The 17,200-nt window shown below is 42.6% G+C and carries 11 protein-coding genes; 10 read left to right on the forward strand and 1 reads right to left on the reverse strand.

What is annotated here, in order from left to right; genetic code table 11:
* The first annotated feature begins 120 nt into the window (after positions 1 to 120).
* The 4 genes from ACKWCA_RS15795 to ACKWCA_RS15810 all read left to right on the forward strand — a co-directional run bounded on the left by ACKWCA_RS15795 (position 121) and on the right by ACKWCA_RS15810 (position 9,263).
* On the forward strand, positions 121 to 2,049 hold the full coding sequence (locus ACKWCA_RS15795) for a thiol-activated cytolysin family protein (RefSeq protein ID WP_413979173.1): 1,929 nt from the start codon (positions 121 to 123) through the stop codon (positions 2,047 to 2,049).
* A 410-nt stretch (positions 2,050 to 2,459) separates the two neighbouring features.
* Entirely contained in the window at positions 2,460 to 4,946 is a 2,487-nt protein-coding gene (locus ACKWCA_RS15800) for a TonB-dependent receptor (RefSeq protein WP_413979174.1), read from the forward strand.
* Between the two features lie 4 nt (positions 4,947 to 4,950).
* Positions 4,951 to 5,826, forward strand: a complete 876-nt coding sequence (locus tag ACKWCA_RS15805; protein WP_413979175.1) for a DUF4249 family protein — start codon at positions 4,951 to 4,953, stop codon at positions 5,824 to 5,826.
* 911 nt (positions 5,827 to 6,737) lie between these two features.
* Positions 6,738 to 9,263 (forward strand): SdrD B-like domain-containing protein, encoded by a 2,526-nt coding sequence (locus ACKWCA_RS15810; RefSeq protein WP_413979176.1) that lies wholly within the window; start codon positions 6,738 to 6,740, stop codon positions 9,261 to 9,263.
* Between the two features lie 122 nt (positions 9,264 to 9,385).
* Here the strand turns inward: ACKWCA_RS15810 and bshC are convergent, their stop codons facing one another.
* Positions 9,386 to 10,987, reverse strand: coding sequence for a bacillithiol biosynthesis cysteine-adding enzyme BshC (gene bshC / locus ACKWCA_RS15815; RefSeq protein ID WP_413979177.1), 1,602 nt, complete (start codon positions 10,985 to 10,987; stop codon positions 9,386 to 9,388).
* A 159-nt stretch (positions 10,988 to 11,146) separates the two neighbouring features.
* Here bshC and ACKWCA_RS15820 point away from each other — a divergent pair, with 159 nt between their 5' ends.
* From ACKWCA_RS15820 to ACKWCA_RS15845, 6 genes are all read left to right on the forward strand, one after another.
* The gene (locus ACKWCA_RS15820; RefSeq protein ID WP_413979178.1) at positions 11,147 to 13,600 is read left to right on the forward strand and encodes a M14 family metallopeptidase; all 2,454 of its coding nucleotides are present in this window, start codon (positions 11,147 to 11,149) and stop codon (positions 13,598 to 13,600) included.
* A gap of 93 nt (positions 13,601 to 13,693) precedes the next feature.
* A complete protein-coding gene (locus tag ACKWCA_RS15825) occupies positions 13,694 to 14,104 on the forward strand; it encodes an EthD family reductase (protein ID WP_413979179.1) in 411 nt (136 codons plus the stop codon).
* A complete protein-coding gene (locus ACKWCA_RS15830; RefSeq protein WP_413979180.1) occupies positions 14,064 to 14,318 on the forward strand; it encodes a DUF2200 family protein in 255 nt (84 codons plus the stop codon). Before ACKWCA_RS15825 ends, ACKWCA_RS15830 begins: the two co-directional genes overlap by 41 nt.
* A gap of 158 nt (positions 14,319 to 14,476) precedes the next feature.
* Positions 14,477 to 14,893 (forward strand): VOC family protein, encoded by a 417-nt coding sequence (locus tag ACKWCA_RS15835; protein ID WP_413979181.1) that lies wholly within the window; start codon positions 14,477 to 14,479, stop codon positions 14,891 to 14,893.
* Positions 14,894 to 14,920: 27 nt separating this feature from the next.
* Positions 14,921 to 15,367 (forward strand): YybH family protein, encoded by a 447-nt coding sequence (locus tag ACKWCA_RS15840; protein WP_413979182.1) that lies wholly within the window; start codon positions 14,921 to 14,923, stop codon positions 15,365 to 15,367.
* A gap of 81 nt (positions 15,368 to 15,448) precedes the next feature.
* Positions 15,449 to 17,164 (forward strand): amidohydrolase, encoded by a 1,716-nt coding sequence (locus ACKWCA_RS15845; RefSeq protein WP_413979183.1) that lies wholly within the window; start codon positions 15,449 to 15,451, stop codon positions 17,162 to 17,164.
* Positions 17,165 to 17,200: the final 36 nt, after the last annotated feature.

Genomic DNA, 17,200 nt, shown 5'->3' on the forward strand with positions numbered 1-17,200 from the left:
ATTGAAAAACAATCTAGACAATGACAACCGTTTTGTGGTCTTACTCGATGAGGAACTGCAGTCTAACAATCGAGTAAGTCACACAAAAGGTATCTCGTTTAACCACAAAACAATAGCATCATGAAAACACAAAACAGATTTTTCAGCAAACTGATTACTTTCACTCTTATATTACTTGGGCTTGCCTGTAGTAAGGATGATCCCGTGGAACCAGGTCCAGGTCCGACCCCAGAGGTTACTACTTTTGAAGATGTTATCAAACTTGGCGGTGATACGGAATCATTCCCGACCTCAAGGAACGAAGTCACCAAAGACACCCTATCGGTAAAAACTGAAAATCCTACCGAAACGAACGAAAATGGAGAGAATGTTACCAAGCGTTACATCTGTACCAAAAGAAGTGTTAGTGTCACCGACGGTAATGGTGAGTTTCCATTATTCGATACGAACGCGGAAGTCATTTTCCCAGGAGCCCTACTTCAAGGAAAAACCTTGAATGAAACGATTCCCGCGCCCATAGTGGTCAAAAGGGCCGGAGGTACGATTTCCTACAACCTCAACGATGGTAACGCACAGTCTTTTTTTAAAGTCGATGAGGTCAAAAAAAGTAGCATCCAAAACGGAATGAACCGAATCATAGCAGGCAGTCAAGCGCTTCCCGATAATTTCGCACTTGAGATATTTCAAGTAGAATCGGAGAAGGAATTGGCTCTGGAAATGGGCATAAAAGTAGAGACCTTTGCCTCCAAAGTCAAAAGCAACATGTCTTTCAGTTCCGGGAAAAGCTACAATAGAACCCTGGTAAAACTCACGCAGAAGTTCTATGACATGAGTTTTGATCTACCTACAAGTCTCGATGAGATTTTCGATGAAAGTGTTACCCCCGAAAATCTGGCCACCTATGTTCAAGCCGATAATCCCGCCACATTTATATCATCGGTGGTGTATGGAAGGATTTTTTATATGCTTGTGGAGTCCACCTCAAGCCGACAAGAGATGGAGGCCAAACTTAGCGCTACCTATGAAGGTGTGACTGTAGGCGTCAGTGGTGAGGTCAAGGCGAGTGCTCTTGAAGAATTGAAAGATGTGAAAATCAAAGTTATTGCCTACGGGGGTAATGGTAGTTCGAAATTGGTTGGCGAAACCAACATTCAGCGTATTGCGGAGCTCTTAGATGAGACGAACGACATACGTTCCGGCCTCCCATTGTCATACGTAGTTCGAAGTGTAGAACGTCCGGACAAGGTCGTCGGAACCAATATCTCAACCGAACTCGAAGTGGTTGACTGCGAGTTGAAAGGCACTTTGCCACCCGAAAGCTATCTAGCTTTGGTCGATCTTTTTGATGATGGAATTGGTGCAGCCGCTCAAATTGAAGGACCCAATGCAGTGTTCTATAACAAAGCAGGTACTAAATACGCTTGGTACAATGTAGATTTAGGGCAGGTACTGGGTGTCTTCGACATCAAGGACCCCAGTGGTCCGCTAGGGGTATCTTCCTTCGATTCGGTTGGCGCGGCGGTTAATATTGCTGATGGCAAAATACATATTTATGACGAAACTGGGCTTTTAGGTGAGATATTCAGCTATAAAGCCTGTAACTGTAATGGTACTGAAATACCTACAATCTTGCCTATTGGAGCCTACAATACGAATTCCCAAGGTGAGAACATCAAATATCCTGTAAATTCCATGTTTGGTGATTCACCATTTCCTTTCGCCGGTGACGGGTTTATAGCTGCGTCAAGGTACTTTGAAAACAGGTCTTCCGATGGTGCCAACATCGTTCATTTCTTCGGAAAACCAGGGAATGAATATGCCGGTTACTATGGAGACGGAACTTGGGCTGATAAAAATGATGTCAATAACTGGGGAGATGCAAGTCAAACGCACTTCGAAAGAATCGGAGCGGCCTGTCGAATCGCCATTGGAGGAAATAGCAATATTAGGCAACTCTTCTTTAACCAGGATGGCACTGAATTTACTATCTGGAATCCTCTTGCCCAAGATTCAGAAAAAGAATTTTCCGCACCTTGGGTAATTAATTAAGCATTAATTTGAGTTCGTCATAAAGCCCCGACCTTGTGTTGGGGCTTTTTGCACCACTTGTATTCGGTCAAAAATTATGTGTGGTTTTTATTTAAATAACTTCTTTTAAAATACTGAATTAGAATTATTTAAATCGATTCCTACAAAAATAAAATTATACCTATTTTTATAGCTTATAGTTATTTACACTAGTTCAAAATTGTAAGCATTAACGCATATTTATTAGTTCTTTAACAACATCGCTTTTAAAATAACCTGTACTTGTCACCTCAAAACCAAACCAAATACTCTTGAAATTGTGTCTTTCCAGTCGTAAAAAAATAAACCAGAACAAACACTCATTATCTTTTTTCTCCGTTCTTAAGTGTAATAGGGAAAGGTAATTTTACGAACCGAAAACACCAACCAATTTGAAGCAACGCATCTATTGCTCCGTATTTTTTCTATGCTTTTTTTACGTGGCCAATGGAAAAAATAAAAGTCACCTTCCAGCACTGGAACCATTCTCCTCGGAAGTAACCAGCCATGAGTCTGATTACCTTAGGATTCTTCAACAAAACCAGGCAAAATATACCATCAGCGGGTATATCAAGGAAAGCGGTAGCGGCGAAAACCTGTTAGGTGTTTCCATTTATGTTCCTGAATTAAAACTTGGAACCGTTTCCAATGATTACGGGTTCTTTTCCTTGACTCTACCTGAAGGACAGCATGAATTGCTTATTTCTTATATCGGCTTTGCCACCGAAAAACGACAAATAGACCTCACTGCGGATATCACCTGGGAAGTTGATTTGAGGCCGGCTACGGAATCCTTGGAAGAAGTAGTGGTCACTGCAGACGAAAAAGTAAAGGAAAGCAAAGTGACACAAATGAGTTCGATGCGTCTCAATCCGTTAGACGTGCAGGATATTCCTGCCTTATTAGGAGAAAAGGACGTTTTGAAATCGTTACAGTTATTACCGGGCATTCAAGGAGGTTCAGAAGGTAGCTCCGGATTTTTTGTTCGTGGAGGTACTCCCGATCAAAATCTGATCATTCTGGATGATGCCGTGGTGTATAACTCCAATCATCTCTTCGGCTTCTTTTCCGTGTTTAATGGAGATGCCATTAAATCAGTAGAAGCCTTTAAAGGAGGATTCCCCGCCCGTTTTGGTGGTCGATTATCCTCTGTCATCAAAATCGATATGAAGGATGGTAACAAAGAAAAGATTTCCGGCAAGTTCAATATTGGTTTGATTTCCTCATCAGTATTACTCGAAGGCCCGATCAACAAAGGCAAAACTTCATTTATCGTTAGCGGACGACGCACCTATGCCGATGTGCTCGCCCAACCCTTTATTCGAAACGAAACCGATGGTGAAGGTACCGGTGGGTACTACTTTGCCGACCTCAATTTTAAGATACACCATATCTTTAGTTCAAAAGACAAACTTTACTGGAGTAATTATTATGGACGGGACAAATTCTATGCGAACTACGATGATGAGTTTTCGAAAGGGCAAAATAAATTGGGCTGGGGCAACATCACCTCAACTCTTAGATGGAACCATCAATTCGGCAGTAAACTTTTCGCAAATACATCGGCCATTTTCAGCAACTATGAATTCCAGGTCAATTCAGAGGAAGAATCCAAATCAGAATTCGATGGCAATGATTACACCTTCAGTACCAGTTCGGGCATCAACGACTACACCTTAAAAACCGATTTCGACTACTACCCGAACAATAAGCATAGCATACGCTTCGGAGCCATGGCCACAAGTCATAACTTTACTCCGCAACGGGTCTTGATCAAAGAGTTCAATAATGATGTAGATACCGAACAAGAACTCAAGTCCTTAGAAAGTGCGGTTTATGTTGAAGACGATTGGAGGGTAACCGACAAACTGAGTTTATCCCCAGGATTGCGATTCAGCGCATTCAATTATGAGAAAAAGAACTATTTCAATTTCGAACCTCGTTTGGCACTTTCCTATAATATAAAACCGGACCTGGCTCTTAAAGCGTCTTACTCTCAAATGAACCAGTACATCCATTTATTGTCAAGTTCCGGAATAGGCCTACCCACCGATTTATGGGTGTCATCTACCGATGTCGTACGTCCACAAAGATCTGAACAATTTGCCATCGGTATTGCAAAAGACTTTTTAGATAAGGATTACTCGTTGACCGTAGAAGGGTACTATAAAAAAATGGACGACGTTATCGCATACAAGGAAGGGGCCTCCTTTTTAGCAATCGATGACCTGGAATCCGGGGAAACTACCAACTGGGAAGAGAACATTACTTCAGGCCAAGGGTGGGCCTATGGTGCCGAAATACTGTTCAGAAAACAATCAGGCCCCTTAACAGGGTGGTTAGGTTATACCCTATCTTGGTCTGAACGTCAATTCGACGAATTGAATTTAGGCCAAAAGTTTTTTGACCGCTACGATCGAAGACATGATATTTCCGTCGTCGGCATTTATAAGCCCCACGAACGAATAACCTGGTCTGCCACCTGGGTGCTCTCAACGGGAAACAATTACACCTTACCTAATTTGCAACGGTTGAGTAACCAAGGAAATCTACCGGTCGGTAATCCCAGTAATTTTTTTGGTGGGTTTGGCTCCACTGAAGATTTCAGCACGGGCCGCAACAACTTTAGGGGAGAGACCAGCCATCGGCTAGATCTGGGCGTACAGTTTCATAAAAAGTTACGAAAGAACCGAGAACGCACCTGGGGCATCTCGATATACAACACCTATGCCCGTCAGAACCCTTTTATCTATTGGGTCGATGAAAAGTTCGACGATAAAGGCGATGACGACTTTACCAACGATACAAGGGAAAAAGAGCTGACCCGCATATCGGTACTCATGCTCATCCCATCATTCAATTACACCTTTAAATTTTAAAACTATGCGAACGATATACTTATCCGTTTTGGCCTCCGCTACGTTGCTTATCGCTTGTGAAAAAACCGTTGATGCCGACAAGCTCCTAGATACCGAAGAAAAGGTGTCGATTACGAGTTACATTTCCCCTATTGACACCATACTGCGTGTTAAGGTATCAAAGGCGCTTCCCGCAATTGGCACCGTCTTGAGCAACAACGATGAGGAGGCGAACAACGAACTGTTTTTGATTAAGGATGCCGTAGTAAGTATTACGGACTCCGAGGGTAATACGGCGGATTTCAGCTATTCGGAACAAGAGGAAACCTATATCTCCGATGCCACGAACCTCCCTATTTTAGAAGGCAGACAATATGTTTTGAATGTAGTTGCCAACGGAAAAACCTTTAGCGCCACCTGCACTATTCCGAAACGTGCTCCGGAGATAGTGGAAATTATACGCATATTCAACAATGATTTTGGAGGTGTAATCGCCGAAATAGATATTACCTTTGAGGATATTCTGGGAGAGCGTAATTTTTATATTCTAGGTGGATTTACGCAAGAAACTTTCGATGCGAATACCTTCGAGTCTCCATTATTCTTTGAATCAGATGGCCTATTGTCCGATAGTGTAGAAGACGGAATTACCTTAGGTGAAACCACTCGAATCTACCTTGGGGAGCAAGGGGATACACAACCCCAAGAAGTTACTTTACAGGTAGCCCATATCGACGAAATCGTTTACCAAAACATTCAAGCGTCAAATTTGAACCGTGATAATGACGGCAACCCTTTTATCGAATACAGCATCGCTCCGAATAACATTCAGGGAGAAAGCGGCGTAGGTATTTTTGCAGGGTATCAGGTATCGGAAAAAACAATTGTTGTGGAGCAGTGATGCGGATATGGAATGAAAAAAAACAAAGCTCGGAGTAAGTACTCCGAGCTTTTTGTTTCATCCCCGAACCACCAGGGAAAACCAACCAAACTTTTTTAACTAACTTTCTTTTTCAAAGTCACTATATAAGACGCCATTAAAAATGACTCCTTACAAAAAAGTATAGTTTTTTTCACTGTACGATAGCTATCTATGCTTCAAGGGCAATAAAAGTAAAAGTCCGGGAACCACCCCGGACTTTTCATCAAAATCAAAAAACCAACCTAAACACATAAACTTATTAGAATCATTCAACGTCTTTCAAAGCTAATTCGATGGGGACGCTGAAATCAAATCTTTTTTCATAGCAATTTGTATATGAAACAATGGTGCATCTAAAAACCCTACCCTATTCGTCATTTTTTTGAAAAAAAAGTTGAATATAAATAGTAGCAACAGAACATCAATACTCCTTTACATCCTGTTTTTTAAGCACTTAGACGGAAAAATGGATTCTCACATAAATTCAAAAAATATCGATAAACGACAGCACTAAGGTTGCTGGTAGAGTTTTTCGACGCCTTATCGAACTTCTGACACCGTTATCTTACCCTTTATAGGGCAATGGCTACTTTTGACCTACAACCCAAATCAATACAAACCATGAAAAATATTGAATTCGAAGAATCTTCAACACCACATTTCAGCGGAAACACCTTCAGTGGTGACCTCTTACACCTTTTTAGAACAGAGTCAATCAGTATCGCTACTGATGACAACTGATCATAAATCCGCAAAAACGCTTTCAGCGGTGACTTCTTACATCTCTTAAAACAGGATCGCTCAGTATAACTACTGATAATAATCGATTCTGAAGAGGTATGTCTTTTTTTATCAAACTTTAAATAACATATACCAAAAACCCAACCAATATGAATAAAAATCTACACTACCATTCGAACATTAACATTGAAACAACCCGAGTAAAAGGCTATCTATTGGCCTTCTTATTACTCCTTATGGGGCCGGCAGGTACTTTATTGGTTGCGCAACAAACAAATTGCGATTTAACCGTTGATATAGATGTAATTCAAAAAAATTGTCAAGGCGAAGCGCTCTTGACGACAGACGTTTATTCCGGAAACACTTGTCAAGAAGTTATTTCATCATATAAAATAAAGGACGCCAGCACAGAAGGCAAGTCCTGTTTTCCCACTTGGGGGACCGGAGTCATCTTTCAAAAAGGTGGCGATTGCAAAGGTTTACATGATATCTGGAGAGCTGGAACGGATTTAATGCTACAGGAATTCTCCAATAATACGGCAAAAATCTCTGGGTCCGTGATTGACCCAAATGGTGTTGTCGGTACTGTTAACATTAAACTTTATGACAAAGCCAACAATGGTAACACTTGGCAAGACCATTGCTATCAAGTTGGAATCGCCGCGGACCCAAGAACCTTTTATAAGTCCTTCAGCGGTACCATTACGGCCAATGGACGGACAATGACCGTTGAATTGAAGGATATTAAGCAACACTATATTTTGGCTGATGGCGCAGGTTTTCAACAAGGTCAGTACGGAATAGGTGCTTGGACCGGAGGTACATTCGGGGAATGTACAGAATGGTTCGGTACGCTAGAACCCATGAACACAGGCCCTAGTAGGCAAGATTTGACCTATTTGTGGTCAACCGGTGAAACTACTCCCTCTATTACTGTAACACAATCCGGCAATTACACTGTGACAGTAAAGGGTTGTGATAACTGCACAGATATGCGTTCGGTCTACGTGGATATCGATACGGTAACCGCTGAGGTCGGAGAAGATAAGAACATTTGCAGAGGAGACTCAACTACCCTGACGGTAACGGGAGAAGGAACCTACTTATGGTCAACGGGCGAAACCAAGCAGACCATCGAGGTGGCCCCTGAAGTGGATACCACTTATAGCGTGACCGTGACAAACGGATCCTGTGAAGCTACTGAAGAAGTGACAGTTACAGTTGAAAATAAAATCGTTATCGGCGACTATGTTTGGTTGGATAAAAATCAAAACGGACTCCAAGACGATGGTTCGGCTGGAGTCAATAACATTACGGTGGAGCTATATCAATGTGGCGGTGACCTAGTTGACATGACCACTTCTGCGGATGATAGCGATGGCAAAGCTGGATACTATCAGTTTGAAGTTTGTTCGAATTCAGGAGACTATTATATAGTTTTCGGGGCGGAGCCTGAAAAGTTCGAATTCACATCAGCCCTTGCAGGAGATAGTTCATTAGATTCGAATGCGGAAGAAGATGGAAAAACGAACTGTTTCAACATTTCGGAAGAAAATGACCTTACAATAGACGCGGGCTTGCGATTGAAAGAGGTTTGTAGCATCACCGTTGATGCTGGAAAATCTCGCCCAATTTGTAGAAACTCAGGCCAAGTTATCGAGTTAACAGCAACCATTCAAGATGAGTCCGATGCTTGTGAAGGTGGGTGTGTTTATCCTATTCTTGAACAAGAACGCTGTTACGGACCTACGGGCAGCTTCGAAATTTGGTTGACTTCAATAGGAAGAACCTCCGCAAAATTCAGTGCTTCTGAACAGCGCTTTGAACGACTGGCCAACGGAGATGCCAGATATACGGCTCAGGCAACCAATGGTGTGGACAAGATCGATGTAGATGTGACTTTTTCAGGATATACTAAGACACCCACTTTAGGTAGCCCTAAATTAAACGATTGTCAAGATTATGATGCATCGGATTGGGAATATTGGACCGATTGGAACGGTACCATTACTTCTGAAAACCACGGTGTCTACAAGGTTACTATGTTGGGAGCACCATTTCAAATGGGCGTAGGTGCAGATGTAGTACGATCAGGATTCGGAGCGTCTGGCTGGTTCTCGACCGAGGGTGGTGATGGCTATTATTCCAATGGTGATATCAATATTACCTTGGCCGAATGTCAGGAAAACGGTGTGGAATACAGGTGGACAACTCGAGATGGCAATATTATAAGTGACCCATATAAGAAAACCATCAGTGTTGACCAACCCGGTACCTACGTTTTTGAAGCAATGAACTGCATGGACTGCTTTGCCGAGGATAAAATCGTAGTTGGGGAAGTTAACTGCAATAAAACCCCTGTGAACGATAACCCAACTAAAATTTCAAAGGTATATCCGATTCCAGTAGCTTCTGGAGATGCCTTGACCCTTGAATTTGGAACAATTACACCAAAATTGGCTGGTAAGAAGTCGCTTGGACCTCAGTTAAAAGAGGATGTAAAAGTGGTCGTTTACGATATCAATGGAAGGATGGTTAGTGTACCTAGATCCTTCAAAATGATTGACGGAAAGGCGACAATTCATCTGGACATCAACAATATTCCAAGTGGTAAATACATTGTCAAGGCCCAAGGTCACTACTGGGCAGAAAGCAAACATTTCTTGGTCAATTAACCAAACCATTGACCAATACCCGAAAGGCTACAATTGTAATGATTGTGGCCTTTCTTATTATGGCACGTTATATCCAAACAGTGTTTAAAAAGGAAATGCCTTTGCTTAAAACCCAAGGAATTCTAATAACTCAGAACACTGAATTCCAAATGTAAGGGATCTAAAGCATCCAATAATTCAGGAATAAGCACTGCTCCACGTTCTAAATACAATTCAGAGAAATTTTGGTTACGTTCTTGTAAGGACTGCCCAGGAAACAACTCATTTTGAATTGCCGTCATTCGGTTCACGTGGTCCCTCAGTTTATGTTTCTGTGCTCTCAGCAAACGCTTCTCAAGGCGATCAAGCCCCTTTTTCTGTTTCACCTCCTGTGCCTTCACAGCACCAATAAAAGAGACATCGGTCTGTTCTGCCAAGTCGTAAAGGAATTTGAACTGATCTTCCAAAAGCTTTTTCTGTGGCGAGAAGTCTATATCGATATTTGATATTTCGCGTATTTTCCTATTGATGAAGTTATTTTGTTTTAGAAAAAGGTCTTCAACCTTCAATTCGAGCCTTTTTAATTTATCACACTGTTTCTTGGTAATAACCAATGCCGAATTACGGAGCAATAAGATCGGAAAGGCAACCTCCATCGCTTCGAACATAGCTTTCAACTCAAGCCAGTAAGCGATTTCACCGCCTCCTCCAATGTAACACAAATTGGGTAAGATCACTTCTTGATAGAGGGGTCGGGCGATAACATTCGGGGAAAAGCGCTCCGGATGTTCGTCGAGCTCCAGTAATAACTCCGATTTGCTCCACGAAACTGCCGTATCGTTCACATGGTATCGCTCGTCTTTTTCGATGATGCGTTCACGGACACCTTCCGACAAATAAAAATAATTGATTTCGCGTGGGTTTACCTGTATTCCATAGGCATCCGATACCCCCTTCAAGGTGGCTATCGTTTCGTTGACTTTGGTAAATGGAAGAGTTTCAAAAATATCCTTTTTAGCATAAGGTATCAAAAGGCGTTTCAGGTCAACATCATCACCATCAACAATGACAAGGCCATAATCACCAAATAAGGCATTTGCCAGATACCTTGTGGCATCGGTCAGGTTCGTATGATCAACATAAGCCTTTACAAACAGTTCTTTAAGTGCAGTTGCATTTCGGCTAGTCCCCAACTCAGTGGCAAAGGTATTGTAGACTTCGGCCAACCCCTCAGTAGATAAATGGCCTACTGCCCCAGAGGCTTCTTTATTCCATTGTATTTTTCTACCGGCGTAATTAAAGTAATTGATTTCATCGAAATCATGGTCTTCGGTGGCCATCCAGTACACCGGAACAAAGTTATACCTCGGATATTCCTTTTTCAGTTGTTTCGCCAAATTGATGGTCGAGACTATTTTATATAAAAAATATAGCGGTCCCGTAAAAAGGTTTAACTGATGCCCTGTCGTTACCGTGAAGGTAATAGGTTCCTTTAACTGCTTGATATGATTTTGGGTCTGTTTGGTAATGGCAAACCCTTCGTACTGCTGGTTCAGGGATTGATACAGTATATCTCGGTTCGCTTGTTGAAACTGTTGCGCTTTCTCCTCTATTTGTCCTTGAAAACCCTTCTTATCCGGGAATCGATTGAAAAAAGGTCTCAGCTCCTCTTTGTTATCCAAATAATCGCAAATTAATTGAGAAAAATAACAGGTTTTCTTAAAGGGCAAACAGTCAACATCCATAGTGAAAAATAAAATCCCGTAAATATAAAAATACTGGGTTTTAGACGTATTAAAAATAAGTTAATTACTTCATCTTAAAAATTGTGCAGAACAAAGATTATTCTTAGAATTCTCAGTAGTAATCGTTAGATTTGAGATTACGCCAAAATGAAACGCTAGATGAAAAAAGCTTTACTACTATTCGCTCTTTTAGCAATGGTCAACGCCCTTGCACAAGAACTAAAATCACCTTCTGAATTTTTAGGTTACGAACTCGGCACTCAATTCACAAGACACCATGAGGTGGTCGATTACTATCAATACTTGGCCAAGGTGGCACCTGACCGCGTGCAACTAAACGAGTATGGCAAAACAAATGAACGACGCCCCTTATTACTGGCCTATGTCAGCTCGGCTGAAAACATAAAAAATCTTGAAAATATTCGTGCAGAGCATCTGAAGAATACATCTGGCGAAGGCAATCCTTCAAAGGCTATTGTCTGGTTGAGCTATAATGTACATGGCAACGAAAGTGTAAGTACTGAGGCTTCGATGCAAACCACTTATGAACTACTCACTACAAAATCGGATTACTTGGAGAATACGGTTGTTTTGGTCGATCCCTGTATCAACCCTGACGGTCGTGACCGTTACGTGAATTGGTATAACGAAACCAAAAACACGCCAAATAATGTAGACCCTAATAGTAAGGAACACCACGAAGGTTGGCTCAGTGGACGTGCCAATCACTACATGTTCGACCTGAACCGCGATTGGGCATGGTTGACCCAAGTGGAGAGTCAACAGCGACTGAAGTTTTTCAATAAATGGTTACCACACGTTCACGTTGATTTTCATGAGCAGGGTGTGGACAACCCCTACTATTTCTCTCCGGCTGCGGAACCTTATCATGAAGTAATTACAGATTTTCAACGCGACTTTCAAAAAACCGTTGGGAAAAACCATGCCAGGTATTTTGATGCAAATGGGTGGTTTTATTTTACAAAGGAAGTTTTCGACCTTTTATATCCGAGCTACGGCGACACGTACCCTACCTACAATGGAGGGATCGGCATGACCTATGAACAAGGTGGAAGCGGACGCGCCGGCCTAGGTATTATCACGAGTATCGGTGATACCCTGACACTGAAGGATAGAATCGCACATCATCACACGACCGGACTTTCTACCGTTGAGGTCGCATCAAAAAATGCACAAAAATTGAACGATGAATTCAAGAAATTTTATACCAACAAAAACTTTACGTACAAAAGTTATGTCTTAAACGGAGATCAAGATAAAATAGATGCCTTGACCCGATTGCTAGACCAACATGAGATTACATATCAGGCCGGTAAACAAGCAACTGTAAAAGGTTTTCGATACAAGACCGGCAAGACAGGTAGTATGAAAACCAGCTCCAATAGTTTGATTATACCTGGAGACCAATCAAAAGGCACGCTTGTAAAGGTTCTCTTTGAGCCCAATGCCAAACTCAGTGATTCGGTGACCTATGATATTACTGCTTGGTCATTACCCCATGCGTATGGATTAGATGCCATAGCTACCACCACAGCAGTATCGGGTACGGCATATGCCAAAACGGAATCAGCAACAACTAATTTAAGCGAAAGTTCCTATGCCTTCTTAACCGACTGGAACAGCATGAACGACGCACGGTTTTTGGCCGAGTTGATTCAAGAGAATATTCGCGTACGTTATAACTATAAACCCTTCACCCTTGATGGAAAAAGTTATCCCAGGGGGACATTGATTATCGCTAAGGGAGACAATAAAAACCATAAAGCCTATTTGGGAACCTTGCAGAAAGTTGCCGAAAAGCACAACAAAAACCTGACTCCTGCCCAAACCGGATTCGTAGATAGTGGCAAAGACTTTGGTTCAGGTTGGGTACAGGTGGTCAATGATGTCAAAATCGCCGTGTTATCTGGAGAACCAACATCCACTCTTCGCTTTGGGGAGATTTGGCATTTTTTCGAGCAGCAACTCCACTACCCCTTTGCTGTGATCGATGCGGATTACATGAACCGGGTAGACCTTTCGGAATACGATGTCTTGGTCCTTCCAGGTGGTTGGGGGTATCGAAGATTCATGAAAGAAGATACGCTGAAAGATCTGAAGGAGTGGGTACGAAACGGCGGAAAATTGATAGCCATGGGTGGATCTATAGATGCCATTTCAGGTGAGAAGGGCTTTGGTCTAAATAAGAAGGAAATCAAAAAAGACAGTGCTCATACAATGCGCCCCTTTGATGGTTCAGAACGAGAACGCATTAAAAATGCCATTACAGGAGCTATCTTCAAAACTAAAGTGGACAACACTCATCCACTGGCTTTTGGCTACGATGACAACTACTTTACCTTAAAATTGGGCAATGACGCCTTCGACTATATGAGCGAAGGGAATGTGGTGTACCTTGAGGAAAAACAAAACAAACCCGTATCAGGTTTTGCCGGCAGTATCGCGCAAAAAAATATCAACAAAACCTTAGTATTCGGGGTCGAGGACTTCGGCCGCGGCAGTGTCGTCTATATGGTAGACAATCCGCTTTTCAGGGGGTTTTGGGAAAACGGGAAGCTCTTTTTCGCTAATGCCCTTTTCATGGTCGATTGACATGTCAGCTCTAGCATCAATATAAAACACTCAAGATAAGGAAGGTATGCGAAGAAAAATTGGTAACTTTTAGGCAATCATAAATAGCAGAAAATGAGAACCAAGATCTTTATCTTAATGTTAAGTGCCGCCACATTTTTTTCTTATGGTCAACAGACCATATCATCCGACACCCCGGAAGAGAAACCAGGCATGGTCAAAGTGACGATACTATACCCTAATGGAGAAGGGAAAACATTTGACATGGACTATTATTCGAAAAAGCATATGCCCATGGTCGCCAATCTCCTCAGTGAGACCATTAAGGCTGTAAAAATCGACAAGGGAATAGCGGCAGGAAGACCAAATGAACAGATGCCCTATTTAGCGATTGGATACCTCTATTTTGATAGCCTTGAAGACTATCAAAGTACTTTTGGGCCGAATGCGGAAAAAATAGTCGGGGATATTCCCAACTACACCAATGTTCAACCTGTGGTTCAAATCAGCGAAGTTTTTCAATAATCGCAAATCCAAAGCCCGATTGTTACTGTGTTTAAATGGACAAAATGGGATACAAGTCCTCACGACGAACATATCGCACCAAGCAATTTTGTGGCTCATGGGCTATTCGGAAAGTGAACTGAGAGCGTTGACCACCTCAAAAGCGACTTTTGCGGAATTGTTCGAAGGTGCCGCAAAGCAACCGGATTTCTATTGTATTATAGGTGTTCGCTGAAGCTGTCTTGTAGAGGAAATCGGAAAAACCTTGACCTAAGTAGTACACCAACCTGACCAATTAGTAGATGAACTGGCCAGAGGCAAAAAATGGAAAAATCTTGCGAACCTCTTGATTCAAATTGCTTTCGCAGCATACACAATGAAACACAACCTGAGATGAATACTATATTTGACACCTATACACCTGATGGGTTCGGCACCATGAACCCGTATCTATTCGCGGAAAAACCCCTAGCACTTATTACCTTTTTAAAAGAGGCCTTTGATGCGCAAGAGGTTCATCGTACCGTCAATCCAAAAACTGGTGATCTGGCCAACGTTATTCTCAAGATCGGTACTTCCTGTTTCATGATAAGTCAAGCACGGAAACCCTTTCTCAACATGCGAACGGCCTTTTACTTATATGTCAATAACGTAGATGAAGTCCACCAAAGAGCTATTGAATATGGGGCCAAAGAAGAATTTGCACCAATGGACATGGATTATGGAGACCGTCAATCCGGAATTGTAGACCCCAGCGGAAATTATTGGTGGATTTCCAAACGTCTGGTAAAAAAAGGATATCACCAATAACCCATAAAGCTATCAATAGTAACCGCTATGAAAAGACTTTTTCAATTATCCGCTTTTGTAATCTTTGTACTATGCGGCTGTGGCCCCGAAAAACCCAAACCGAACATTGAACAATGGAAATCTGAAATCGTACAAGTTGAAAAGGATTTCAATGCAATGGCCCAAAGCGAGGGCTTAGCGAATGCGTTTCATCACTATGCCGCGTCTGATGGCGTCATCAGAAGAAAGAACAAAGTCGTTCAAGGCAAATCCGCCATAAAAGACTGGTATTTACAAGATATGAGACCAAACGAGACGCTCCAATGGACACCCACTTTTGTTGAAGTCAGCAACTCGGGGGATTTGGCCTACACCTATGGCGACTACATATTCAAATCAGTAGATTCTACAGGTGCGATCAAGGAGAATACCGGAATTTTTCACACCGTCTGGAGGAGACAGACCAATGGAGAGTGGAAATTTGTATGGGATTAGTACAAGTGATTTACCAAATCTTCCGCAATCGCAATTCAACTTGACCAATAAGTTGTAAATTCAAGCACAAAACCAACTTTCATGTCCTTTAGATTATTTTTTACCACCGCCTTTCTGGGTCTAATGACCATCGCATGTTCAGACCCTAAAAAAGAACCCGCTACCCTACTTATACATGGAGGACCTATCTATACGGTCGACACTACCCAAACCATGGTAGAGGCGGTAGCCACCAAAGACAATAAAATACTCTTCGCCGGTAGTCTTGCCGAAGCGGAAGCATATCAAAACGAGCAAACACAGATCATTGACCTTCAAGGAAGGACCATGACCCCGGGTTTGATTGAGGGGCATGGGCATTTTATGGGTCTGGGTTATAATGAACTGAACCTTGACCTGATCCATACGACAAGTTATCAAGAAATCGTTGATGCGGTCGCGCAGGCCGTAAAAAGTGCCGAACCCGGTGAATGGATTACCGGGCGAGGATGGCACCAAAGCAAATGGGATGCGCTACCCGAAGATGCCGTCAATGGATTTCAAACCCATTATAAACTCAGCGAGGTATCACCGGACAATCCGGTATACTTGAGACATGCCAGTGGCCATGCTGGTTTTGCCAATGCCAAGGCTATGGAAATTGCAGGCCTCACTGCATTGGATAAGGAGGGCGTCAATAAATTTGAAGTAAAAGGTGGTGAAGTCATGATGGATAATCTAGGAAGTCCAACAGGAATTTTCAATGAGCGTGCCATGACCCTGATTACCCAGCACATTCCTGAGACCACTCCTGAAAAGTCCATCAAGGCATTCGAGCTCGCCGTTGCGGCATGTCATAGAAATGGCATCACAGGTTTTCACGATGCGGGTATCGGTCGTGAGACTATTGCGCTTTATAATCAAATGAAGGATGAGGATAAGTTGGGTATACGAATGTATGCCATGCTTACCGGTTGGGACAAAGAACTGCTGGAAGAGTGGTATGAGAAGGGTCCGGTCGTAGATCCGGATCATCTGTTCACCATTCGCTCCGTTAAACTGAACTGCGATGGGGCACTTGGTTCAAGGGGAGCTTGGTTACTGGAAGCTTATTCCGATAGACCTGATCATTTTGGTCATGAGACCCTACCTATGGAATTTGTAAAGGAAACCGCCTTGAACGGATTGCAAAACGGTTTTCAGGTCTGTGCCCACGCCATAGGTGATCGTGCCAACCGCGAAATACTTGACCGCTACGAGGCTGCTTTTGATGAGCTGCCAGAACTTCGGGCAGATCACCGGTTCAGAATCGAGCATGCCCAACATCTTCACCCTGAAGATATTCCCCGTTTTGCCGGTCTTGGCGTCATACCCGCTATGCAGGCCGTACATATGTCATCCGATAGACCATGGGCCATTGACCGTTTGGGTGAAAAACGAATAAAAGAAGGTGCCTATATGTGGCAAGACCTGTTACGAAGCGGTATTCCTATCGTCAACGGAACAGATGTACCCGTAGAACCATTAAACCCAATTGCAAGTTTTTACGCCAGTATCAGTAGAAAAACCCTAAAAGGTCTTCCAGAAGAGGGATATGAACCGGAACAGAAAATGACACGTGATCAGGCACTCAGATCATACACCCTTGACGCTGCCTACGGGGCTTTCGAAGAAGCTATCAAAGGATCGATCACGCCGGGCAAACTTGCCGATTTTACCATATATGATCAAGACCTGATGACGGTTCCTGAAAGTGACGTCTTAAAAACACAGGTCGTAATGACCATTTTTAATGGAAAGATAGTCTACGGGAAATAGCGCTTATTGGGTTATAGTACGCTCAGGAAAGCATGT

The organism is Maribacter corallii (assembly GCF_047345415.1).
Taxonomy (GTDB): domain Bacteria; phylum Bacteroidota; class Bacteroidia; order Flavobacteriales; family Flavobacteriaceae; genus Maribacter_C.